This window comes from Geobacter pickeringii (assembly GCF_000817955.1).
GTDB lineage: Bacteria > Desulfobacterota > Desulfuromonadia > Geobacterales > Geobacteraceae > Geobacter > Geobacter pickeringii.
On the sequence record NZ_CP009788.1, the window covers coordinates 3,568,312 to 3,591,289 of the forward strand.

Genomic DNA, 22,978 nt, shown 5'->3' on the forward strand with positions numbered 1-22,978 from the left:
CCTATCCGATCTGTTTGATCAGCTCTTTGGTGAGCCGGTCGAAGTCCCGGTCGGCGACCCTGCCATAGTGGAGGGCAATGCCGAACGTGATGACGAACTGGGCGAGGGCGAAGAGATACCCGACATTGATGTTGCCGAGCACCTCGATGCCGAAGAGGCCGGGGGTGTATCCCGCCCCGAGGAGGAGCAGGAAATAGCACCCGGCTGAAAACGCCCACCAGCCATAGAGAAATACGATCTTCTTCCGGTGCAGTTCCACAAACCGTGGATTCCGGGCAATCTCTGCCCAGTCATGCTTAGGTTCCGCCATGGTCTCCGCTCCTTTTCATCATGATTTCAATAAGCGCTCGTCTTGCCGTCACCGCTCGCCGCCCCTCCTTCCGCGCCGTCTGCCAACCCCTTTCCCTGAGGCACACCAAAGCAACTCCAATACCAAACGCTGTTTAATTTTTTAAATACGGCGACGCATTTGTCCATCATACTGAAATCACGCCACAATTCATCACTCCGGGAACCCGCTCTCCGTTCGCCGCTCCGCAGCTTTGTGTCTCCGGCGGTTAACACGCCATGCCGGCCGCGGAGCAACCTGAACCGCACAGCTGAATAATTTTCAGATGTTACCGCGTGATTCCATTTTTATACACGTGATACATCCGTTTACACCGGGAGGTGCCCGGCGGAACAGGTGGACGCACCGGGAAACGGCCTGGGCAGAAACAAACAGAACGAGGGTTTATATTTTTCAGGAAACGAACCGGGGGAGGAGCCGTGTCAGGAGGGAATTCCGTCGGCGGGGGCTTGCTTCTGGAGCTTCTTGTAGAGGCCGGGACGGGAGATGCCGAGGAGCTGGGCGGCCTGGAGCTTGTTTCCGCCGCAGAGCTCCAGGGCCTTTTCGATGAGGAGCCGTTCCAGATCGTCCATGATCTCGCCGATGTTCTTCCTGCCGAGGCAGGAACGGAGATAGCCGTCGAGATCCTGGCCCGACGGACATTCCGGCGGGGACTGGGAGGGGGGAGAGAGGCGGGTGAGCTGGAGGGGGAGGTCTTCCCTCCGGATCAGGGGGCCGCTGGTCACGTTGAAGGCGCTCTCGATCACGTTGCGGAGCTCGCGGATGTTCCCCGGCCAGTGGTAATGCCGGATGATCTCCCAGGCAGCGCCGTCGAGCCCCTGGATCTGGAGGCCGAAGTCGACATTGAACTGGGCCACGAAACTCTTCGCAATGGCAAAGACATCCTCCATCCGCTCCCGGAGGGAGGGAATGGTCAGGGCGACCACGTTCAGGCGGTAGTAGAGGTCCTCCCGGAACCTCCCCTCCCGGACCAGCTGTTCGAGGTTGCTGTTGGTCGCCGCCACCACCCGCACGTCGATCACCTTGGGGGTAGTGCTCCCCAGGGGAACCAGTTCCCGCTCCTGGAGGATCCGGAGGAGCTTTGCCTGCATGGCGAGGGGCATGTCGCCGATCTCGTCGAGGAAGATGGTGCCGGTGTGGGCCAGCTCGAACTTGCCGACCTGCCCCCCCTTCCGCGCCCCGGTGAAGGCACCCTCCGCGTAGCCGAAGAGCTCCGACTCCAGCAGATGCTCCGGGATGGCAGCGCAGTTCACCTTTACGAAGGGGGCATAGCGGCGGGTGCTGGCGGCGTGGAGGGCATGGGCGAAGAGCTCCTTGCCGGTGCCGCTCTCCCCCCGCAGCAGGATGTTGGAGTTCTTGGGGGCCACCCGCAGGATGGTCTCCTTCAGCTCGGCGATCCGGGTGCTCTGCCCCACGATGCTGTTGATGTCGTACGTGAAGAGCGAACCTTTCCCCGCCACCGCCCGCGCGGGGGTTTTCCCCTCCGGTCCGCTCTGGAGCCGGTTGGCGAGGAGGGTGATCTCGCGCACATCCTTGAAAAGGATCTTCCCCACGCAGCCGATGACCTTCCCCCCCCTGACCAGGGGGAAACGGCTGGCGTAGACCTCCTTGCCGTTCATGTAGTGGGTGCTGATCTCCGGCTTGCCGCTCTCCATCACGTGGGGCATCCGGGAGGGCTGCGAGTTGTGGTACGCCTGGTGGACATGCTTGCCGATCATCGTCTGGGGGGTGGTGTCGAGCACCTCGGCGAAGGACTGGTTGACCATGACGACGGTGCCGCTGCGGTCGAGGATGATGATCCCGTGGTAGTCGAGGTCCATGAAGGCGCCGGCAGAGCGGAGGAGCTCCGTGAGGTCGTCCGGCGGGGCCGACGTCTCTTCGGGGAGCGCGCCGAGCAGTGTCAGCACCCCCCCCACGATCCGGTCATCCTCGACGATGGGGACGTAATCACAGGCGAGGCGCCGGGTGCCTGCCACGATGACCTGGTTGCTGAAGCTGATACCGCTGTGCATCAGCCTCCCCAGGTTCGCCAGATCGACGATCTCGTCGATCCTCCGCCCCAGCAGGGCCTCGGGGGAGATTCCGATGAGCCTCCCGGCGGCCTCCCCCAGGGAGACGATCCCCAGTTCGGCGTCGAGACGGATAACCCCCGACCCCCCAACCGTCGTCGCCGGCTCCCCCCCGCTCCCCGCTCTCTCCATCATCTCCGCTCGATCCATTCCCCCCTCCCCCGTCACAGAGAGACGATGCCGTCCGGCAGGTCGGTGAGCTTCTCTCCGCCCCCTTCCGTCACCGCAAAGGTGTTCTCGATCCCCACCACGCCGAGGCCGGGGAGGACGAACTTCGGCTCGATGGCGATGGTCTGCCCCGCCTGCAGGGGGGCCTTGAACCCCTGGGCGAGGACCGGCAGCTCGTCCAGCTCCAGGCCGACCCCGTGCCCCACGAACCGGGCGTTCTCGCCGGGGGCCCCCATGTAGTTCCGGGCCAGGCCGGCCCCCTCAGCCATGGCGGCCGAGGCGAGAAAGAGCTCCTCGCAGACGGCCCCCGGTTTCAGGTTCGCCACGAGCTGCTCCTGGATGGCCAGCGCCGTGTCGAAGGCGCGCCGGAGCTCGGGGTCGAGGTCGCCGATGACGAAGATCCGGGTCATGTCGACGATGTACCCCTGGAAGATCCCGGTGTAGTCCACGAGGACCGGGGTGCCGGGGGCGATCGCCTCGGCGGAGGCGCCGTGGGGGGAGGCGGCGGAGAGCCCCCGGCCGGTGACGGCGCCGTCGAAGAAGCCGGGGTGGCCGGCAGTGGCGGCGGAGACGGCGAGCCCCTGGAAGAGCTCCTGGTTGAAGGCCCGCATCCGGACGTACCCCTCGCTCCCCGCCTTGCGCAGCCGGCACTCGAACTCGGCGGCGAGGTCCAGCTCCCGCATCCCCGGCCGGAGAAATTCGGGGAGCTGCCGGAACACCTCGCAGAGCCGGGCGCCGCTCTCGCGCATCCGCTCCAGCTCCCACGCCGACTTCACCGCCCGGATCTCCCGGTTGACGGCGGAGATGTCGACGAACTCCCGCCCCGGCAGCATCTTGCCATAGTACTGATACTGCTGCACCGGGATGACGTCGAAGGTGAGGCCGATGGTCTTCGCCTCTGCAGGAATGAGGGCGGGGAACTCCTTGCTGGAGGGGAAGGGGCGGGTCTCCTCGATGAGGCTCTCCTTCACGGCGCGGCTGAGGCTCTTGCGCACAAGGAGGAGGGGATTCCCCTCGGCCGGCACCCAGAGGGTGGCATTCTGGCGGGTGCCGGTGAAGTAGTAGACGTCGATGGGGTAGATGATGAGCGCCCCGTCGATCTGCCGGGCGCGCAGTTCCGTCTGCAGGCGGATGATCCGCTGTTCCGATTCCCATTTGGTCAGCATCTGGTCTTCTCTCCTTCGGTAACGTAGTCGACCGGGCGCCCCGGCGCCCGTCCGTTCAGATCATCCGGTAGTGGCCGGCAAGGGACTGGTAGCTCCGGTACGCCTCCAGGTAGCGGGCGTCCTCCCGGTAGGTTGCCGGGTAGACGGGGGGGACCGGCTGATGCTTCAGCTCCCGGTCCACATTGACAAAGGTGAAGAGGCAGGAGTTGGAGAGGGCGTTGACCGTCCGGTCGCGGCTGATCCGCTCGATGCTTGCCTCGACGCAGACGAAGCTCTCGCTGGTGAAGACCACCCGGCTGGTGAAATGGAGCTTGTCGCCGATCCGGACCGGATGGAAGAAGTTGATCCGGTTCACGGCGGCGATGATGGAGCGGTTGGCGGCCACCTGCTCGGAGCAGATCGCCGAAAGCTCGTAGGCGCGCCGGATCAGGTAGCCGCCGAAGATCCGCTGGGGGACGTACTCCTGTTCCGGATACATCCGCTCCCAGGCGTCGGTCACCAGCCGGCCGGCCCTGATGCCGGCAAAGGCCGGATCTTCCTGGGTCCGGTGGAGCCGGTCGAGCATCTCGTACTCTTCCAGGCTGGGGGGGGAGAGGAGCGACGCCTGCTGCTGCCGGTACTCCTCCCGCCCGGCCACCGCCTTGGCCGCCCGCCGCTGCTCCAGTTCCCCCGGGTATTCCAGCGGCGGCAGCGGGATGCTCTCCCCGGCTGCCGGTCCCCCCCGGGCGACCATGGTGAAGTAACAGGAGGCGATGTGGAGCGAGTCCGCCGAATGCGGGTCCCGCGTGGCCGCCGCCGGCTGCTCCACCCGGATGCCGATCTCCAGGGAGGAGCGCCCCACGTGGTTGATCCGGGCGTAGAGGACAATGTCCCGGGTGACATCCACCACGTGGCGCACCATGATGTTGTCGATGGCGGCGGTCACCACCTTCCCCTCCGGGTGAAAGCGCCGCACGTAGCCGAGGGCGGTCTGCTCCGCTAGGATGTCCAGCTCTTCCAGCAGGAGGCCGAAGCGGAAGTTGCCCGGTATCTCCTCATCGGCCACCATGTAGCGTCGCCGCAGTTTCGGATCGCTCCCCAGCGGCAGGGTCCGGTAGGCCGAGGTTTCTGTCGGGGTCGTCATGGGATGCCTCCAGTGTTTAATGAAATTGCTGCCCCATCCAGTTTACCCCGTTTGACCCGATCGTAAAGTGCACCGCACGATGGCCGGAATGCCAACACCACCTCGCAGATGTCAGGGCGTGAGATTTCGGCCAGATTGCCGTCACCCGCAGGGCCGTCGCGGAGGCGTAGCAGCGAAGAGCGGACCGAGGACGGACGGCAAGATGGCCGAAAGACCGCGCCCTTTCTCACATGTTCCGCCGGTACTTTCCCCCCACCTCGTAAAGGGCATGACTGATCTGCCCCAGGGACGCCACTTTCGTGGTCTCCATGAGCTCGGCAAAGATGTTGCCGCCCCCCACCGCCACCTCCTGGAGCCGCCTCAAGGCCACCGGCGCCCGGTCGCGGTTCCGGTCGTGGAAGGCGCGCAGGTTGGCGATCTGCTGTTCCTTTTCCTCCGTGGTGGCCCGGGCCAGCTCCCCCGGCACCTGGTACCCCTCCTCGCCGGCCCGGGGGTTGAGGAAACAGTTGACCCCGATGATGGGGAGCTCGCCGCTGTGCTTCTTGTGCTCGTAGAGCATGGACTCGTCCTGGATCTTGCTCCGCTGGTACTGGGTCTCCATGGCGCCCAGGACCCCCCCCCGCTGGTCGATCCGCTCGAACTCCGCCAGCACCGCCTCTTCCACCAGGTCGGTCAGCTCCTCGATGATGAACGATCCCTGGCAGGAATTCTCGTTCCGCGCCAGGCCGAACTCCCGGGTGATGATCATCTGGATTGCCATGGCCCGGCGCACCGACTCCTCGGTGGGGGTGGTGACCGCCTCGTCATAGGCGTTGGTGTGCAGCGAATTGCAGTTGTCGTAAATGGCCATGAGCGCCTGAAGCGTCGTGCGGATGTCGTTGAAATCCATCTCCTGGGCGTGGAGGGAGCGGCCGCTGGTCTGGATGTGGTATTTGAGCTTCTGGCTCCGGTCGTTGGCGCCGTACTTCTCCCGCATGACCACCGCCCAGATGCGCCGCGCCACCCGGCCGATGACCGTGTACTCCGGGTCGAGGCCGTTACTGAAGAAGTAGGAGAGGTTCGGGGCGAAATCGTCGATCTGCATCCCCCGGGAGAGGTAGTACTCCACGTAGGTGAAGCCGTTGGAGAGGGTGAAGGCCAACTGGGAGATGGGGTTAGCCCCCGCCTCGGCAATGTGGTAGCCGCTGATGGAGACGGAGTAGTAGTTCCGCACCTTCTGCTCGATGAAGTACTGCTGGATGTCCCCCATCATCCGGAGGGCGAACTCGGTGGAGAAGATGCAGGTGTTCTGCCCCTGGTCCTCCTTGAGGATGTCGGCCTGCACCGTGCCGCGCACGGTCTGGAGGGTGCAGCTTCTGATCTCGGCGTACTCGGCGTCGTTGGGCCCACGGCCGTTCTTCTCCCGGAAGGCGGCCACCTGCTGCTCGATGGCGGCGTTGAAGAAGAAGGCGAGCATCATGGGGGCCGGGCCATTGATGGTTATGGAGACGCTGGTGTTGGGGGCGCAGAGGTCAAAGCCGGCGTAGAGCTTCTGCATGTCCTCCACGGTGCAGATGGAGACCCCGCTCTCCCCCACCTTGCCGTAGATGTCGGGGGGGTAGTCCGGGTCCTCGCCGTAGAGGGTGACGCTGTCGAAGGCGGTGGAGAGCCGCTTGGCGTCGTCATCCTTGCAGAGGTAGTGGAAGCGGCGGTTGGTCCGCTCCGGCGACCCTTCGCCGGCGAACTGGCGCTTGGGGTCCTCCTCGGCCCGCTTGAAGGGGAAGACCCCGGCGGTGAAGGGGAAGAGCCCCGGCGCGTTTTCCAGCATGGACCAGCGGACGATCTCCCCCCAGTCGGCGAAGTCGGGGAGGCAGACCTTGGGGATGCGGGTGCCGGAGAGGGTGGTGGTGTAAAGGTCGCTCCGGATCTCCTTGTCGCGCACCCTGGTCACCAGCTGATCCCGGCGGTAGGTCTCCTTCAGGCAGGGCCAGTCGGCGAGGATCTTTTTCGGCTCTTCGTGGAGCTTCGCGTCATGGAGGGTGATCTGGCGGTCCAGTTCGTCCGTGGCCGGCGAATCGCCCACCACCTCCCGGGCTCCCTTCAGCTGGAAGAGCCGCCGGGCGATCTCTGCCTGCTCTTTCACCTTCCTGCGGTACCCCCGCACGGCCTGAACGATCTCCCCCAGGTAGTGAATCCGGTCCGGCGGGATGACGTACTTTTTCAGGCTTTCCCGCTCGGTGATGGCCAGGCTCGACCGAAGCCCGACCTCCATCTTCGCGTTCAGGGTGTCGATGAGTGCCCGGTAGAGAACGTTGGTGCCGGGATCGTTGAACTGGGCGGCGATGGTGCCGAAGACCGGCAGTTCCTCGTCGGGCGCCTCGAAGAGGCTACGGTTGCGCCGGTACTGCTTGCGCACGTTGCGCAGGGCATCCTCGGCCCCTTTTCGCTCGAACTTGTTGAGGGCGATGAGATCGGCGAAGTCGAGCATGTCGATCTTCTCCAGCTGGGTCGGCGCCCCGAACTCACAGGTCATGACGTAGAGGGAGACGTCGGCGATCTTCACAATCCGCGCATCCCCCTGGCCGATGCCGCTGGTCTCCACGATGATCAGGTCGAAACCGGCGGCCTTCACCACGTCGATGGCGTCCGCGATGGCGGCCGAGAGCTCCGAGTGGGAATCCCGGGTGGCCAGGGATCGCATGTAGACCTTGCTGGTGTTGATGGCGTTCATCCGGATCCGGTCCCCCAGGAGCGCCCCGCCGGTCCGCTGGCGGCTCGGGTCCACCGCCAGGATGGCAACGCTCTTGTCGGGGAAATCCCGCAGGAACCGGCGCACCAGCTCGTCGGTGAGGGAGCTCTTGCCGGCGCCCCCCGTACCGGTGACCCCCACCACCGGCGCGGGGCGGGCCATGGTTCTGATCCTCTCCCGCAGGGGGCCGTAGCCGCCAGAATGGTCGCAGACATCCTGCTCCGCCAGGGTGATGAGGGTGTTTACCGCCCGGATATCCTGCTGCTGGAGCTTGGCAATCTCCTCGTCGATATTCCGCTGGGGGGCGAAGTCGCACTCTTTGAGCATGAAGTTGATCATCCCCTGCAATCCCATGCGCCGGCCATCCTCGGGGGAGAAGATTTTGGAGATGCCGTAGGCCTCCAGTTCCCGGATCTCGTCCGGGATGATGACTCCGCCACCGCCGCCGAAGATCCGCACCTGCTCCGCGCCCCGCTCCCGCAACTGGTCCTTGATGTACTTAAAGAACTCCCGGTGCCCCCCCTGGTAGCAGGAGACCGCGATCCCCTGGGCATCCTCCTGGATAGCTGCAGTGACGATCTCGTCCACCGAGCGGTTGTGCCCCAGGTGGATCACCTCAGCCCCGGAGGCCTGCAGGATGCGGCGGATGATGTTGGTGGAGGCGTCGTGGCCGTCGAAGAGGCTCGTGGCGGTGACAAAGCGGACCTTGTGGGTGGTCTGGTACGGTTCAGCGGCAGTGGTATGCATGGTATCCCCTCTCTTTCCCCTCGTGACACCCGGTGCCGGGGGTGAGATCTTGTCGCGTGACAACGGAGCTGACGGGCAGCGCCGCGATTGCGGGAACGGCTCACCCTCCCAGGGTGAACTCCCAGGCGCACCAGAAGGCATCCGGGTGGGCGTCCGGCGGACAGGCGATGCACCGGGTCTGAATACGCGGATCGACCGTCCGGGCGAACTCGGCGTATTCGACCTTCCCCACCTCCTTACAGGGGAAGTCGGCAAGCCCCTTGCGCTTCCGGGCCGACTGGACCCGGCAGTCGAGCATCCTGAAGACGACCCGGTCGTCGCTCTGCTCGATCACGTCCTGGAGATTGAGCCGGGCGTAGAGCCGGTGCCTGAGGCACTCCACCAGGGCGGGTATCCCGCCGCCGGGCTGCATCCCCAGCCGCTCCATGATCCGTTTGGCCTCGATGACCGTGAACGAGCGCCACGCCTCGATATCGGCGTCGATGGCCACGTCGATGCCGTAGCGACGCTCCACCGCCTGGAACCAGAGGCCGTCGTGGGCGAGCCAGTTCTTGGCGTCATCGACGATGATCTTCACCAGTTCTTCCCGGGAAAGAGCGGAGAGGAGCCTGACCCCCTCGTCCCCCGGCACCGCCGACGGAACGGCGTATCTTTCATCGGTCTCAGCCATGATTTCCTCCTTGCCTTACGTTTACGTCCACTGTATATGCAGCGACACAAAGTCCCCCGCGCCGGAGCGCGGGGGTGAGAGCAACTAGTGATCCGACGCCTTGGCGATGCCGAGGCCGGTGATCTGCCGCACCTCGATCTCGTCGAACATCTCCTCGGCCCTCCGGTCACGGAAGAGCAACGCCCCGACAATGGCGGCCAGAAGCCCCAGGGGGAGGGAGACGATGCCGGGGTTCTTCAGGGGGAAGAGCGGGGCCTTGAGGCCTACCATGGAGGTACCGCCGTCGTTCTTCCGGAAGTCGGCCCGGGCCTTCTCCAGGGCCGCGAGATCCTTCGCGGCCAGCATCCCCGCTTCGGCCTGCTTCTTTTCGAGGGTCACGATGGCCTTTTTCGCATCATCGGCGATCTTCTGCGGATAGGTCATGTTGGGGGAGACCATGACGAGGCCAATGGCGCTCACCGTCCCCACCACCAGGGCGCAGACGATGCCGGCGGTGTTGAACCGTTTCCAGAAGAGCGACAGCATGACCGCCGGGAAGTTGCCGGAGGCGGCCACGGCGAAGGCGAGGGCGACGAGGGCGACGACATTCTCCTTCTCGGCGGCGAGCCCCATGAAGATGGCGGCGACGCCGACGCAGAGGGAGGTGATCTTGGCGGTACGGACCTGGACCCGCTGGTCAGCCTTGCCGTCCCGGATGATGTTCACGTAGATGTCGTGGGCGATGGCGGCCGATGCGGCGAGCACGAGCCCCGAGACCACCGCCAGGATGGTGGCGAAGGCGACGGCGCAGATGAAGGCGAGAAAGAGGTCACCCCCGAGGGAGCCGGCCCCGCCCCCCAGTTTCTGGGCCAGGAGGAGGGTCGCCATGTTCCCCCCCTTGTCGACGGAGCTGATGAGCTGCGGCGTGAGGTAGAGTGCGGCGCCGAAGCCGATGAGGTTGATAAGGAAGAAGAAGGTGGAGTTGATGAAGAGGGCGACGACGATCGACTTGCGGGCCTCCTTGGCGCTGGGGACGGTGAAGAACCGCATCAGGATGTGGGGAAGCCCCGCCGCCCCCAGGGCCCAGGCGATCCCGAGGGAGATCTGGTCGAGGGGGTTCTTGAGGAAGAGGCCGGGCTCCAGGAAGCGCTGGCCGTAGTCGAAGCCGGGCTTCGGCACGGCGTCCTTCAGGACGTTCATCCGGACGTGGTCCTGGATCAGGGGGCTGCCGACGATGTCGGAGAAGAAGCCGAGGGGATTCATCCCGGCCTTCACCATGACGAGGATGGCAAGGAGCACCGTCCCGGTCATCAGGAGCCCCGCCTTGATGATCTGCACCCAGGTGGTCGCTTTCATACCGCCGAAGACCACGTACCCCACCATCAGCACGCCGACGCCGACCACCGACACCCGGTAGGGGATGTCGAGGAGGACCTGCATCAGCTTGCCGGCCCCGACCATCTGGGCGATAAGGTAGAAGAGCGACACCGTCACCGTGGAGATCGCCGCCACGCCGCGGACCGTCTTGGGGGCGGCGCGGAAGGAGAGGATGTCGCCCAGGGTGAATTTCCCCGCGTTGCGGCACGGTTCGGCCACCACCAGGAGGATGGCGATGAATGAGAACATCGGCCCCACCGCATACATGAAGCCGTCGATCCCGTAGAGGGAGATGAGCCCTGACATGCCGAGAAACGATGCCGCCGACATGTAATCGCCGGCGATGGCCCAGCCGTTCTGCAGGCCGGTGATTCCGCCGCCGGCGGCGTAGAAGTCGGCCGCGGAGGTGGTCTGTCTGGCGGCCCAGACAACGACACAGAGGGTCACGGCAATGATCGCCATGAACATGGAGATGGTGATGGCCCGGTTGGGTTTCACCTTGACGGGTGCGGCGGGAGCCGCAGCGGATTGGGGGGCTTCCTTCCGGGCGCCCGGCGCCGGTTGCGTTGCGACCGCCGGAGCAGCTCCCGTCGCAGGAGCCGTTGGAGCCTCCTTTGCCGGTTCGGCGGCCAGGACCCCCGTTGTCAAAAGCAGCGAAAGCATCAGTGCCGACAGTGCCTTACCAAGCATAGACCCCCTCCTCACTGGATTTCCTTTACCAGCTGCTCAGTCAACCGGTCGAATTCGTTATTGGCCACGCGGGTGTAGATGATCGCCACGCAGAACGCGGCGACAAACTGGGACAGGATGAAGAGATAGCCGAAGTTGATGACGCCGATGACCTTCATCTTGAACAGTTCGGGGAAGTACCCCGACAGAACCGGCAGCAGAAAATAGAAAGCCGACGCCGCACCCCACCAGCCAAACAGAAAGACCCGCTTTTTCCGCTTCAGTTCCAGATATTTCGGATTTTGCGCGATTTCACTCCATCGGTAGCTTGCCGCCATGATGCGTTCCTCCTTTTCAGTTGTGCCTCCCTCCGTTCATGTAACCACTCCCCCTGAGTCCGGTCGCCACCCTCTTCGCGCCTCAAGATCTTAGAATTCCGCCGCGACGCTCAACCACCATCTCCGGTCGTCAACCCGGCATCGCTCACGTTGGGTACCACGAAGAGACGCCGCAATGACCACCTGCGGACCACGACAAACGGGAACGAGAAGCTGCTGCACCCGTCAAACGCGGTTTCCAGCGCCGCTATTTTCCGACGGTTTTCCCCGGACAACGCGGCAATTCAGGCATATGGCCGACGCTTTCAGCACCTTCGCCGGCGCTCCCACCATGACAGATTCAGAAAGACTTCGCTCACTGCCTCGATTTTCCCTTCGAAATCGCCGCATCCCCTATGCCCTGCCGCGACTTGCCGAAACAATACATCCACCTTACGTACATGTCAACACAATATAAAACATATTTATATTTTTGCTTATAACTTCACAATGCCGGCGTAACAAGCGATTTTTTCTCTTTGCCCCGGCCAACTCCATTGACAACCCCGGTCAATTGCCGTACATTCTGATTAAATATTTTACGTAAAGGTGAAGATTATGCCCACCACCGAACAGACCGAGGAGCTTATCTCCATCGGTGACATCGCAAAGAAGCTCGGCCTCACGACCCGGACACTCCGCTACTGGGAGGAGGTCAACATTATCGAGGCCTCGCCCCGCTCCGAAGGCGGGAACCGCTTTTACACCCCCTACACGGTGCGGCGGATGAGGTTCATCCTCAAGCTCAAGGAACTCGGCCTGACGATCAAGGAGATGCAGGACCTCTACGTCGCCTACGGAAACGCCAAGCGGACCGAAATCATGATTCCGCGCCTGATCGAAATCCTCGACGTCCACATCAATAAAGTGGATGAGAAGATGGAGCGTCTCGCCTCCCTGCGCAAGGACATCGTCGATTACCGCCTGAAGATGATCGAGAAGTTGCATTCGAGCGAATCCTAGCAATGGCGCGGCACCCGCTCTGGCACCGACCTTCCGCTTTTCACCGCAACGTATCCAGCGGCAGACGCCCATTTCGACTCTAAAAAAACAGAGGGCCCACGAAACGGACATTCGTGGACCCCAGTCGCGATCTGATAAATCGGTAAAAACGAAAGGGGAGCCGACGTCGTCGCCCCCCCTTACTACCCTACCAACCGCCAAATATCACTACCAAATCAACCGCCATACCACAACTTACATCTATAAAATCAAAGAAAAAAGGGTCAGGCAGATTGCCTAACCCCTTTATTTTATGGCGCGCTCGGAGAGATTCGAACTCCCGGCCCTCAGATTCGTAGTCTGATGCTCTATCCAGCTGAGCTACGAGCGCGTATGCTGTTGCGACTAGCTGGCGGGAACGAAGTCGACCAGCGTAAATCCGTACTTGGGATGGTTAAACGCGTGGGTGGTCGGATACAGGGAGAAGAGCCACCCCTTGAAGACTTCCTTCCCCCCTTCCATGATCCGAATCTGTGCTGCGGGATTCTTCGGCTCATTGGACTGGGAGGTGAGCGTCGTGCCGTCCATCGTGAAATGCGGCAGGAACGTTTCAACCTTTATGGCCAGATTGCTGTCTGGAATCGTGAACTCCGAACCAATGGTCACGGTGTAAACCGACTCCTTGTTGACAGTCTTGTCAGTGACCGCAATCTTTACCGCTTTCCACTTCCCCTTGACACTTTCCGGGACGGCAACAACTGATTCTTTCTTCGTCGGTCCCTGTCCCTGGGGAGAAGCAGCCTGTTCCGCCTTCTTCTCGTCCTGCTTCTTGCACCCTGCGACCGCGACCATCGCTATGGCCACGAGGGCTACAAGCTTTGCCACCGCTCTCACAGTTCCTCCTCGTCTTCCTACAACCGCTCAGGAATGCGGCATTCGTATATGGCGGAGAGAGAGGGATTCGAACCCTCGATACAGGTTTTCCCCGTATACTCGCTTAGCAGGCGAGCGCCTTCGACCTACTCGGCCATCTCTCCAAGCTATTTTGTATCGCGTTAATGGCGGAGGAGGTAGGATTCGAACCCACGGAACTTTCGTTCAACGGTTTTCAAGACCGCCGCCTTAAACCACTCGGCCACTCCTCCGGGAGCCAACGATCTTACGTGCACTTTCCCACCCAATCAGCCACACAGAACGTTCTATTTACCATACATTGCCAAGCCGCGCAACGAATTTTTTCGGCATTCGCCCCTACCGGATGAACTCACATCCCCCCATATAGGGTCTCAGCGCCTCGGGCACCATGACGGCCCCATCCTCCTGCTGATAATTCTCAAGGATGGCAACCAAGGTGCGGCCAACGGCCAGCCCCGACCCGTTCAGCGTATGGACAAACTCAGGCTTCGCCTTGTCGTCCTCACGGAAGCGTATGGAAGCCCGGCGCGCCTGGAAATCCTCAAAGTTACTGCACGACGAGATCTCCCGGTAGGTGTCCTGGGCCGGCAGCCACACCTCGATGTCATAGGTCTTGGCGGCCGAGAACCCCATATCGCCGGTGCAGAGCTCCATCACCCGGTAATGGAGTCCGAGCAGGCGAAGCACCTCCTCGGCATCGGCCAGAAGCCGCTCCAGCTCGTCATAGGAGGTGGACGGATGGGCAAACTTGACCAGTTCCACCTTGTTGAACTGGTGCTGACGGATCAACCCCCGCACATCCTTGCCGTAGGAGCCCGCCTCCTTGCGGAAGCAGGGGGTGTAGGCGGTATAGGAAAGGGGAAGCTCCGCCCCCTTCAGAATCTCGCCGCGGTGGATATTGGTGACCGGCACCTCGGCGGTGGGGATCAGGTAGTAGTCGGTATCGGAGAGACGGAAGAGGTCTTCCTCGAACTTGGGGAGCTGACCGGTGCCGGTCATGCTCTCGCGGTTCACCATGAAGGGGGGGAGGGTCTCCAGGTAGCCATGGCGCTCCGTATGGAGGTCGAGCATGAAGTTGATGAGGGCGCGCTCGAGGCGGGCGCCGGCACCGCGGTACAGGGTGAAGCGTGCCCCGGTGAGCTTGGCCCCCCGCTCGAAATCGAGGATGCCGAGCCCTTCGCCCACCTCCCAGTGGGGTTTGGGGGTGAATCCGAACCGGGGAACCTCTCCCCACTTCCGCACCTCGCGGTTGTCGGCCTCGGAGGCGCCGACAGGGACCGACTCGTGGGGGATATTGGGGATCGTCAGGAGGACCGCCTGGAGCTCGTCATCGACCCCCCGGAGTTCCTCGTCAAGAACCTTGATCCTGGCGGAGACCTCACGCATCTCGGCGATGCGGGGCTGGGCCTCGCTCTTGTCCTTGATCCGGCTGATCTCCTCGGACGCGGCGTTGCGCACCGCCTTGAGGGATTCGGCATCCCTGAGGAGCTCGCGACGGCGGGAGTCCAGATCTCGGAACCGGTCAAGGGTCACCGCGCCGCCACGGGTGGCGAGACGCTGTTCGACGGATTCGAGATTCTCCCGCAGGTGTTTGGGGTCAAGCATGGAAAGTCCTTTACTTTTCAAGCATTAAAGCTATAGTTCATAGCACTCGAATCCCGAAGAGTCAACCGTTTTTCCCCGACGGAGCCCCCATGCGACTGCCCCGACAGATTGTCGCCTCCCTTGTGATCCTCCTCGCCCTTCCCGCCTTCGGCAGCGAGGGGGTCGTCGTCACCTGCGTCGGCGACATCATGCTCGCCGGCAGCGCCACGTCGACCCTCGCCCGGACAGGGTACGACTACCCCTTCGCCAGGACCGCACCGGAGCTTCGGCGGGGAGACATCGCCATGGGGAACCTGGAGGCCCCCTTCACCACGCGGGGGAGCGAGTTCCGGGACAAGACCTACCGCTTCCGGGTCGACCCGGCCGCCGCAGCGGCATTGAAGCGGGCGGGCTTCTCGGTCCTCACCCTGGCCAACAATCACATGATGGATTACGGCGACGCGGGGCTCCGGGATACCCTGGCGACCCTCTCCCGCTGCGGCATTGCCCATACCGGCGCCGGAGAGTCACTGACCGAGGCCCGCCAGGAAACGGTGGTCGCCGTCCGAGGGCAGCGGGTCGCCTTTCTTGCCTATTCCCTCACCTATCCGGCCGAGTTCTACGCCGGTGCGGACCGGCCCGGCACCGCCCCCGGTTACGCCCCCCACGTGCGGGAGGACATCCGGCGGGCGCGGGCCAGGGCCGATTACGTGGTGGTGTCGTTCCACTGGGGAGCGGAGCGGGCGGAATTTCCGAAGCAGTATCAGATGGAGACAGGCCGGGCGGCCATCGACGCCGGCGCCGACGCGGTCATCGGCCATCACCCCCATGTGTTGCAGGGTATCGAGTTCTACCGGGGAAAGCCGATCCTGTACAGTCTCGGCAACTTTGCCTTCGGCAGCCGGAGCACCGCCGCCGACCGGAGCGTCATGGCGCGGCTGACCCTCTCCGACGCCGGGTGCACGGTGGAGCTTATCCCCCTGAACGTCCTTCACCGGGAAACCCGCTACCGGCCCGAGATCCTTGCGGGGCCCAGGGGAGCGGAGGTAGTGGCACGGCTGAACTGGCTCTCCCGAACCTTCGGCACCGTGATTTCGGATTCAGAGGGACGCTTCACCGCCAGGGCACCCGGCTCCGACCTGCGCATCGTCGCCCGCTGACGGGGCGGAAAGGAGCGTGCCATGCGCCTGTTCGTGGCAATCGATCTTCCCGACGGGGTCAAACAGTCGGTGGCGGATCTCTGCCGAGGGGTCCCCGGGGTGCGGTGGCTGCCACCGGAGCAGCTCCACCTCACCCTCCGCTTCATCGGCGAGGCCGACGAGGCCGTGGACGGGGCGATCCGCCGCGGCCTGGCAGCCATCGTCTCCCCCCCCTTCCCCCTCGCCCTCCGGGGAGTGGGCTGCTTTCCCTCGCCCCGGCGTCCGCGGGTGCTCTGGGTGGGGCTCGGCGGGAGCGACCCTCTCCATCGGCTCCAGCAGGCGGTAGAAGCGGCGGTGAACGGGGCGGGGGTTCCCGCGGAGGAGCGCCCGTTCTCCCCCCACATCACCCTGGCACGCCTGAGGGAACACGGGGAGACCGGAATCGCCCCCTTCCTGGCGCGAAACGCCTCCTTTCAGGGTGAACCGTTCACGGTCGACGCATTTTACCTCTACTCCAGCATCCTGACCCCCCAGGGGGCCATTCACCGGCGCGAGGCGAGCTACCCCCTTGCGGGGTGAGCGAAGTCGGCTGTCGTTGGGAAAAAGAGGAAGCGGCCGCCACCCGGAAGGGATAACGGCCGCGGTCGGTGGTAGGTCAGCTGATAATGTCCATCACCTTGTCGAAGAACCCCTTCTTCATCGGATGGACTTCCTCGCCGCTGATGCGGGCGAACTCCTCCAGGAGCTCCTTCTGGCGCTTGTTGAGGTTGGAGGGGGTTTCCACCTTGATGACGACCAACTGGTCGCCCCGGCCGTACCCCTGGAGCTGGGGCACCCCTTTGCCGCGCAGGCGGAAGATCCGCCCCGACTGGGTTCCTTCGGGGATCTTCATGGAGACCGTCCCGTCGAGGGTCGGCACCTCCACCTCGCAGCCGAGGGCCGCCTGGACGAAGCTGATGGGGAGCTCGCAGACCACGTCGTTATCTTCGCGGGTGAAGATCGGGTGCTCGCGGACCGAAATCGCCACGTAGAGGTCGCCGTTGCCCCCCCCCTTGATCCCCTGCCCCCCTTCGCCGGAGAGCTTGAGCCGCGTCCCGGTCTCCACGCCGGCGGGAACCTTCACGGAGAGGGTCTTGGTGTCCCGCACCATCCCGGTGCCACGACACGAGGTGCACGGGTTTTCCACCACCCGCCCCTCGCCGTTGCAGTGGCCGCAGGTCTTGCTGACGCTGAAGAACCCCTGCTGGAACCGGACCTGGCCGGCGCCGCGGCAGGTGGGGCAGACCTTGGGCTCGGTCCCCGGTTTGGCGCCGCTGCCGCCGCACTCGCCGCACCGCTTGCCGTAGGGGATCTGGACCTCCTTCTCGACACCGAAGGCGGCCTCCTCGAAGGCAAGCTCCAGGTTGTACTGGAGGTCGTCGCCGCGACGCCCCCGACCCCGCTGTCTCCCGCCGAAGATATCCCCGAAGATGTCGCCGAAGATATCCCCGAAGGGAGTGCCGGCGCCAAAGCCGAACCCCCCGGAGGAGAAGCCGCCGGCACCGACCCCTGCGTGGCCGAACTGGTCGTACTGGGCCCGCTTCTGGGAATCGGAGAGGACCTCGTACGCCTCGGTGATCTCCTTGAACTTCTCCTCCGCCTCCGTGTCCCCCGGGTTCTTGTCGGGGTGAAACTGGATCGCCAGCTTGCGGAAGGCCTTCTTGACCTCGGTGTCCGACGCGTTGCGGTGGACCTCGAGGATTTCATAATAGTCGCGTTTTTCTGCTGCCAAGATCGGTCCTCTTCTCACGACGAAAGGCTGAAGGGAGGGGGCGCATTTCCGTTTCCCCTCTCCCTTCAGCCTTATCCGTCATCCCGGTAATGGTTACTTCTTGTCGTCCTTGACCTCTTCGAAGTCGGCGTCGACGACCTTCTCTCCCTTGGCGCCGGCACCCGCTTCGCCGGCCGCCTCGGCGCCCGGCTGGGCCCCTTCGGCCTGGGCCTTGGCGTAGACCGCCTCGGCCAGCTTGTGGGAGGCCTGCATCAACTCGTCGCTCGCCTTCTTGAGGGCCTCGGCATCGTCCCCCTCCATCACCTTCTTGAGGGCAGCCACGGCATCCTCGATCTTCTGCTTCTCGGCGGCGTCGATCTTGTCGCCGTACTCGTTCAGCGACTTCTCGGTGGAGTAGACGAGGGTGTCGGCCTGGTTGCGGGCCTCGATCAGCTCGCGCTTCTTCTTGTCATCGGCGGCGTGGGACTCGGCGTCCTTCACCATCTTGTCGATCTCCTCCTTGGAGAGGCCGGAGGAGGCGGTGATGCGGATCGACTGTTCCTTGCCGGTGCCGAGGTCCTTGGCCGAGACATGGACGATGCCGTTGGCGTCGATGTCGAAGGTGACCTCGATCTGGGGGACGCCGCGGGGCGCCGACGGAATGCCGGTCAGCTCGAAGTTGCCGAGGGTCTTGTTGTCGGAGGACATCTCCCGCTCACCCTGGAGGACGTGGATGGTCACCGCCGGCTGGTTGTCGGCGGCGGTGGAGAAGACCTGGCTCTTGCGGCAGGGGATGGTGGTGTTCTTCTCGATGAGCCGGGTCATCACCCCGCCGAGGGTCTCGATGCCGAGGGAGAGCGGCGTCACGTCCAGCAGCAGCACGTCCTTCACGTCCCCCTTGAGGACCCCCCCCTGGATGCCGGCGCCGATGGCGACCACCTCGTCAGGGTTCACTCCCCGGTTGGGGGTCTTGCCGAAGATCTCCTGTACCCTCTTCTGCACCACCGGCATCCGGGTCATGCCGCCGACGAGGATCACCTCGTCGATCTCGGAGGGGGAGAGCCCCGCATCCTTCAGGGCGGTGCGGCAGGGGCCTTCGAGCTTGTCGATCAGGTCGGCGCAGAGGGCCTCCAGCTTGGCGCGGGAGAGCTTCAGCATCAGGTGCTTGGGACCGCTGGCGTCGGCGGTGATGAACGGCAGGTTGATGTCGGTCTCCATGGAGGAGGAGAGCTCGCACTTGGCCTTCTCCGCCGCCTCCTTGAGGCGCTGGAGCGCCATCTTGTCGCCCCGCAGGTCGATTCCCTGCTCCTTCTTGAATTCGTCGGCGATCCAGTCGATAACCTTCTGGTCAAAGTCCTCGCCGCCAAGGAAGGTGTCGCCGTTGGTCGACTTCACCTCGAAGACCCCTTCGCCGAGCTCCAGAATGGAGATGTCGAAGGTCCCGCCGCCGAGGTCGAAAACCGCGATCTTCTCGTCCTTCTTCTTGTCGAGGCCGTAGGCAAGGGCGGCGGCGGTCGGCTCGTTGATGATCCGCAGGACGTTGAGGCCGGCGATCTTGCCGGCATCCTTGGTCGCCTGACGCTGGGAGTCGTCGAAGTAGGCCGGGACAGTGATGACGGCGTCAGTGACGGTCTCGCCCAGGTAGTCCTCGGCGGTCTTCTTCATCTTCTGGAGTACCATGGCCGAGATCTCTGGGGGGGAGTACTGCTTGCCGCGCACCTCCACCCAGGCGTCGCCGTTGTCGGCCTTGACGATCTTGAACGGGGAGATCTTGATGTCCTTCTGGACCGCGTCGGTATTGTACTTGCGACCGATGAGGCGCTTGATGGCGAACAGGGTGTTCTCCGGGTTGGTGACCGCCTGGCGCTTGGCCTGCTGTCCCACGAGGCGCTCGCCGCTCTCGGCGAAGGCGATCATGGACGGCGTGGTGCGGCTTCCTTCGGCGTTGGCTATGACAACCGGCTCCCCCCCCTCCATGATGGCAACACAGGAGTTGGTGGTACCGAGGTCGATACCGATAACTTTACTCATGAACGTAATCCTCCTTTGGGGTATCTCTCAACCAGAACCTAGTCATCCCCCCGCCGAAAAGCAAGGGGGCGTATCGTTTTTTCCGAAATTACCGGGAAGCCGCCGTCACGGAAACCATGGCGGGGCGGATGAGCCGCTCGTTCAGCAGGTATCCCTTCTGAAAGACCTCCGCCACGGTGTTGGGGGGGAGCTCGGTGTTCTCCACCTGACACATCGCCTGGTGGAACGCGGGGTCGAAGGGGGTCCCCTTTTCGGTCTCCACGGCGGTGACCCCGAACTTCTTCAGGGCCGCCACGAGCATGCCGTGGGTCATCTTCACCCCCTCGATCACCGCCGACAGGCTCTCCTCGCTGGCATGGGACAGGGCCCGCTCCATGCTGTCGACGATGGGGAGGATCTCCGTGACGAAGCTCTCGTTGCCGTACTTGAGAAGCTCCTCCTTCTCCTTCTGGGTCCGCTTCCGGTAGTTTTCCAGGTCGGCCCGCTCCCGGACGAACTTGTCCCAGTTGGCGGCTGCCTCGGACTCCTTGGCCACGAGCCGCTCCTCCAGCTCCCGGATCCGTTCGGCGTCGTTCGGCGACGCGCTCTCCGTCTGGGGAGCGGCGGCCTGCTCTTCGGCATGGGGGGCCTCCGGGTGGGAGGGGTGTTTTTTCTTGTCCACGGTCATTCCTTTCTTCGTTTCTGTCGAGGCTCCTGCAAAACTACTGCGGGGCCGGTCTGCTTTGGTGCCACTCGCTTGCGCCGTGCATCCCGGCCTCCTCATGACGTTTTGCGAGAGCCCCGGTCTATTCGTCCTCAAGAAGCCTGCTGACCAGCTTCGCCGTGTAGTCGACGATGGGGATCACCTTGCCGTACCCCATGCGGGTCGGACCGATGACCCCCAGCACCCCGAGGGTATTCTTTCCCGAGAGATAGGGGGAGGTGATGACGCTGAGCCCCTCCACCTGGTTCAGCCGGGTCTCGGCGCCGATGAAGATCTGCACCCCCTCGGCGGAGAGGCTCCGGTCGAGGAGGTGGATGAGCTGGCTCTTCTCCTCGAAGGCCCGGAACACCTCCTTCATCCGCCGCGCGTCGGTGAACTCGGGCTGCTCGAAGATGTTGGTCTGCCCCTCGATGAAGACCTGGGCGCCACCATCCTCGATGGTCTGCTCCGAGAGCTTCAGCGCCCGGGAGAGGAGGGTGTCGTAGAGGACCTTCTCGTTCTGCATTTCCGCCAGGATCTTCGCCCGCACCTCGGAGACGTGAAGTCCCTCCAGGAGTTCGTTCAGATAGTTGGACATCCGGACGAGGTCATCGGTCGAGAGCTCCTCCGCCGACTCGATCAGCTTGTTCTGGACGGTGCCGTTCTGGGCCACGAGGATGGCAAGGATCCGCCGGCCGCTCAGCTTCACGAACTCGAAGTGCCGGAAGATGGTCGACGAGAAGCGGGGGGCGAGGACGATCCCCATGTAGTGGGAGACGGACGACAGCAGCTTGCTCGTCTCGTGAAGGACGGCGCCGATGTCGCGCCCCGCCATGCTGTACCGCTTGCGGATCCGCTCCCGCTCGGCCTTGTCGATGGTGCCGACCGCCAGGAGCGAATCGACGTAGAAACGGTACGCCTTGTCGGTGGGGACACGGCCGGCCGAGGTGTGGGGGGAGACGAGGAACCCCATCTCCTCCAGATCCGCCATGACGTTGCGGACCGTGGCCGGCGACAGAGTCAGCCCGTGCCGCCTGGCGACCGCCCGGCTGCCGACCGGTTCGGCCGTCACGATGTAATCCTCGATAATCGCTTCGAGGATCTTTTTGTTTCGCTCCGAGAGCCCCGCGCCCATATCGTACCCCATAACGCACGTTAGCACTCAGGGAAGGTGAGTGCTAACTGGAGTAAAGGTAACAACCACCCCTCTCTTTGTCAAGGGGTTTCACGGTGCCGAACGGGGCTCCGCGGGGGATGGCCGGGGGGTCAGAGAAACCGGGCGAATACCTGGTTCGAGAGGAGAACGCCCCGGCGGGTGAGCCGAAGCCTCGTATCCGTGAATTCGAGGAGGGCGGCGGCACGCAGACGCTCCAACTCCCCCCCGTAGACCGTTTCGAGCGCCGTGCCGAACTCCTCGCCAAACCGGGCGATCTCGACCCCGTCAAGCAGCCGTAAACCGAGGAAGAGCCACTCCCCCATGGCGTCCCGCGTGGTGAGGCGGGCAATCTCCTCGTCGGGGAGGCCCCCGGCGGCCAGCAGGCTGCCGTAGCGGGCCAGGTCGTCCGGGTTCTTCCAGCGGATTCCCGGACGGGGGGCGGGGAGGAACGAATGGGCCCCGGCCCCGAACCCGACATACCCCTCCCGCCGCCAGTAGACCTGGTTGTGCCGGGAGCGACGTCCCGGCCGGGCGTAGTTGGAGATCTCGTAATGTTCGTAACCGTGCGCCGCCAGGATCTCCGCCGTCTCCTCGAACATCCGGGCGGCCCCCTCCTCGTCGGGGAGGAGCAGCCCCCCTTCCGCCTCCAGGCGGGCAAAGGGGGTCCCCTCCTCCACGGTGAGTCCGTAGGCGGAAAGATGCTCAGGGGAAAGGGTGGCGGCGCAGCGCAGTTCCTCCCGCCAGTGACCGATATCCTGTGCGGGAAGGGAGTGGATCAGGTCGATCCCGACGGAGTCGAAGCCGGCCCGGCGGGCCGCGTCGAACGCCTCCCGGGCCTCCCGGCCCGAGTGGAGCCGGCCGAGGGTGACGAGCATCCGGTCGTCGAACGACTGGACCCCCAGGGAGAGGCGGTTCACGCCGGCCGCCCGGTAGCCGGTGAGGGATGCCGGCGTGACGGTGCCGGGATTCGCCTCCAGGGTCACCTCGGCACCGCTCTCGAGCCCCCACAGGCGCCCGGCGGCCTCGACAATCCGCCCGACTTCCTCCGGAGGGAGGAGCGACGGCGTCCCGCCGCCGAGATAGAGGGTCGGCGCCCGCGGGGGGGTCGGGCTACAACCGGCGCGCAGCGCCATCTCCCGCAGGAGGAGGTCGGTGTACTCTTTGGGGGAGAGCGGTGCATCGGCCACCGACACGAAGGAGCAGTAGCGGCACTTGCGCACGCAGAACGGAATGTGGATGTAGAGGGAACGCGGTTCGGCCATGGGGCCATGATACGCCACCCTTCCCGTCGATGTCCAAGCATCTTTGTATTGAAATGATGGCGGGTTACCGTTACACTGGCGAGGTTATCGACCGA

Annotated in this window: 18 protein-coding genes and 3 tRNA genes; 3 read left to right on the forward strand and 18 right to left on the reverse strand. The window is 64.1% G+C overall.

The annotated features are described in order from the left end of the window. Position 1: 1 nt before the first annotated feature. From GPICK_RS16240 to GPICK_RS16275, 8 genes are all read right to left on the reverse strand, one after another. Complete coding sequence (locus GPICK_RS16240) at positions 2-310, reverse strand: DUF485 domain-containing protein (protein ID WP_039744963.1); 309 nt, start codon at positions 308-310, stop codon at positions 2-4. Between the two features lie 461 nt (positions 311-771). After that, on the reverse strand, positions 772-2,568 hold the full coding sequence (locus GPICK_RS16245) for a sigma 54-interacting transcriptional regulator (RefSeq protein ID WP_236685597.1): 1,797 nt from the start codon (positions 2,566-2,568) through the stop codon (positions 772-774). A 14-nt stretch (positions 2,569-2,582) separates the two neighbouring features. Then, positions 2,583-3,752, reverse strand: a complete 1,170-nt coding sequence (locus tag GPICK_RS16250) for a M24 family metallopeptidase (RefSeq protein ID WP_039744966.1) — start codon at positions 3,750-3,752, stop codon at positions 2,583-2,585. 55 nt (positions 3,753-3,807) lie between these two features. Next, positions 3,808-4,875 (reverse strand): acyl-CoA thioesterase, encoded by a 1,068-nt coding sequence (locus GPICK_RS16255; RefSeq protein ID WP_039744967.1) that lies wholly within the window; start codon positions 4,873-4,875, stop codon positions 3,808-3,810. Positions 4,876-5,101: 226 nt separating this feature from the next. Further along, the gene (gene icmF, locus GPICK_RS16260; protein ID WP_039744969.1) at positions 5,102-8,350 is read right to left on the reverse strand and encodes a fused isobutyryl-CoA mutase/GTPase IcmF; all 3,249 of its coding nucleotides are present in this window, start codon (positions 8,348-8,350) and stop codon (positions 5,102-5,104) included. Positions 8,351-8,450: 100 nt separating this feature from the next. Continuing rightward, on the reverse strand, positions 8,451-9,020 hold the full coding sequence (locus tag GPICK_RS16265) for a DUF6125 family protein (RefSeq protein ID WP_039744971.1): 570 nt from the start codon (positions 9,018-9,020) through the stop codon (positions 8,451-8,453). Positions 9,021-9,104: 84 nt separating this feature from the next. After that, entirely contained in the window at positions 9,105-11,066 is a 1,962-nt protein-coding gene (locus GPICK_RS16270; RefSeq protein WP_039744973.1) for a solute symporter family protein, read from the reverse strand. Positions 11,067-11,077: 11 nt separating this feature from the next. Beyond that, positions 11,078-11,383, reverse strand: a complete 306-nt coding sequence (locus tag GPICK_RS16275) for a DUF485 domain-containing protein (protein WP_039744975.1) — start codon at positions 11,381-11,383, stop codon at positions 11,078-11,080. Between the two features lie 597 nt (positions 11,384-11,980). Here GPICK_RS16275 and GPICK_RS16280 point away from each other — a divergent pair. Then, positions 11,981-12,385 carry a MerR family transcriptional regulator gene (locus tag GPICK_RS16280; protein WP_039744977.1) on the forward strand — a complete coding sequence of 135 codons (405 nt, stop codon included), beginning with the start codon at positions 11,981-11,983 and terminating at the stop codon, positions 12,383-12,385. A 293-nt stretch (positions 12,386-12,678) separates the two neighbouring features. On the opposite strand, the gene GPICK_RS16285 is transcribed toward GPICK_RS16280, so the two are convergent. The 5 genes from GPICK_RS16285 to serS form a co-directional block, all read right to left on the reverse strand. Next, positions 12,679-12,755: transfer RNA gene (locus GPICK_RS16285), tRNA-Arg, on the reverse strand. 14 nt (positions 12,756-12,769) lie between these two features. Then, positions 12,770-13,216 (reverse strand): DUF2155 domain-containing protein, encoded by a 447-nt coding sequence (locus tag GPICK_RS16290; protein WP_407920204.1) that lies wholly within the window; start codon positions 13,214-13,216, stop codon positions 12,770-12,772. Positions 13,217-13,307: 91 nt separating this feature from the next. Next, positions 13,308-13,401: transfer RNA gene (locus tag GPICK_RS16295), tRNA-Ser, on the reverse strand. Positions 13,402-13,423: 22 nt separating this feature from the next. Next, a tRNA-Ser gene (locus GPICK_RS16300) sits at positions 13,424-13,509 on the reverse strand. A 106-nt stretch (positions 13,510-13,615) separates the two neighbouring features. Further along, positions 13,616-14,884 carry a serine--tRNA ligase gene (gene serS / locus GPICK_RS16305; protein ID WP_039744979.1) on the reverse strand — a complete coding sequence of 423 codons (1,269 nt, stop codon included), beginning with the start codon at positions 14,882-14,884 and terminating at the stop codon, positions 13,616-13,618. Between the two features lie 89 nt (positions 14,885-14,973). On the opposite strand from serS, the gene GPICK_RS16310 reads away from it, so the two are divergent. Together GPICK_RS16310 and thpR are read left to right on the forward strand one after the other, a co-directional pair. Continuing rightward, positions 14,974-16,023, forward strand: coding sequence for a CapA family protein (locus GPICK_RS16310; RefSeq protein ID WP_039744980.1), 1,050 nt, complete (start codon positions 14,974-14,976; stop codon positions 16,021-16,023). A 21-nt stretch (positions 16,024-16,044) separates the two neighbouring features. Next, a complete protein-coding gene (gene thpR / locus GPICK_RS16315) occupies positions 16,045-16,581 on the forward strand; it encodes an RNA 2',3'-cyclic phosphodiesterase (RefSeq protein WP_039744981.1) in 537 nt (178 codons plus the stop codon). 76 nt (positions 16,582-16,657) lie between these two features. Here the strand turns inward: thpR and dnaJ are convergent, their stop codons facing one another. The 5 genes from dnaJ to hemW all read right to left on the reverse strand — a co-directional run bounded on the left by dnaJ (position 16,658) and on the right by hemW (position 22,883). Beyond that, positions 16,658-17,773, reverse strand: coding sequence for a molecular chaperone DnaJ (dnaJ, locus tag GPICK_RS16320; protein ID WP_039744983.1), 1,116 nt, complete (start codon positions 17,771-17,773; stop codon positions 16,658-16,660). 93 nt (positions 17,774-17,866) lie between these two features. Next, entirely contained in the window at positions 17,867-19,783 is a 1,917-nt protein-coding gene (gene dnaK, locus GPICK_RS16325; protein WP_039744985.1) for a molecular chaperone DnaK, read from the reverse strand. Between the two features lie 88 nt (positions 19,784-19,871). Next, a complete protein-coding gene (gene grpE, locus GPICK_RS16330) occupies positions 19,872-20,444 on the reverse strand; it encodes a nucleotide exchange factor GrpE (protein WP_039745878.1) in 573 nt (190 codons plus the stop codon). A gap of 124 nt (positions 20,445-20,568) precedes the next feature. After that, a complete protein-coding gene (gene hrcA / locus GPICK_RS16335) occupies positions 20,569-21,600 on the reverse strand; it encodes a heat-inducible transcriptional repressor HrcA (RefSeq protein ID WP_039744987.1) in 1,032 nt (343 codons plus the stop codon). Positions 21,601-21,731: 131 nt separating this feature from the next. Next, positions 21,732-22,883, reverse strand: a complete 1,152-nt coding sequence (gene hemW, locus GPICK_RS16340; RefSeq protein ID WP_039744988.1) for a radical SAM family heme chaperone HemW — start codon at positions 22,881-22,883, stop codon at positions 21,732-21,734. Positions 22,884-22,978 lie beyond the last annotated feature (95 nt).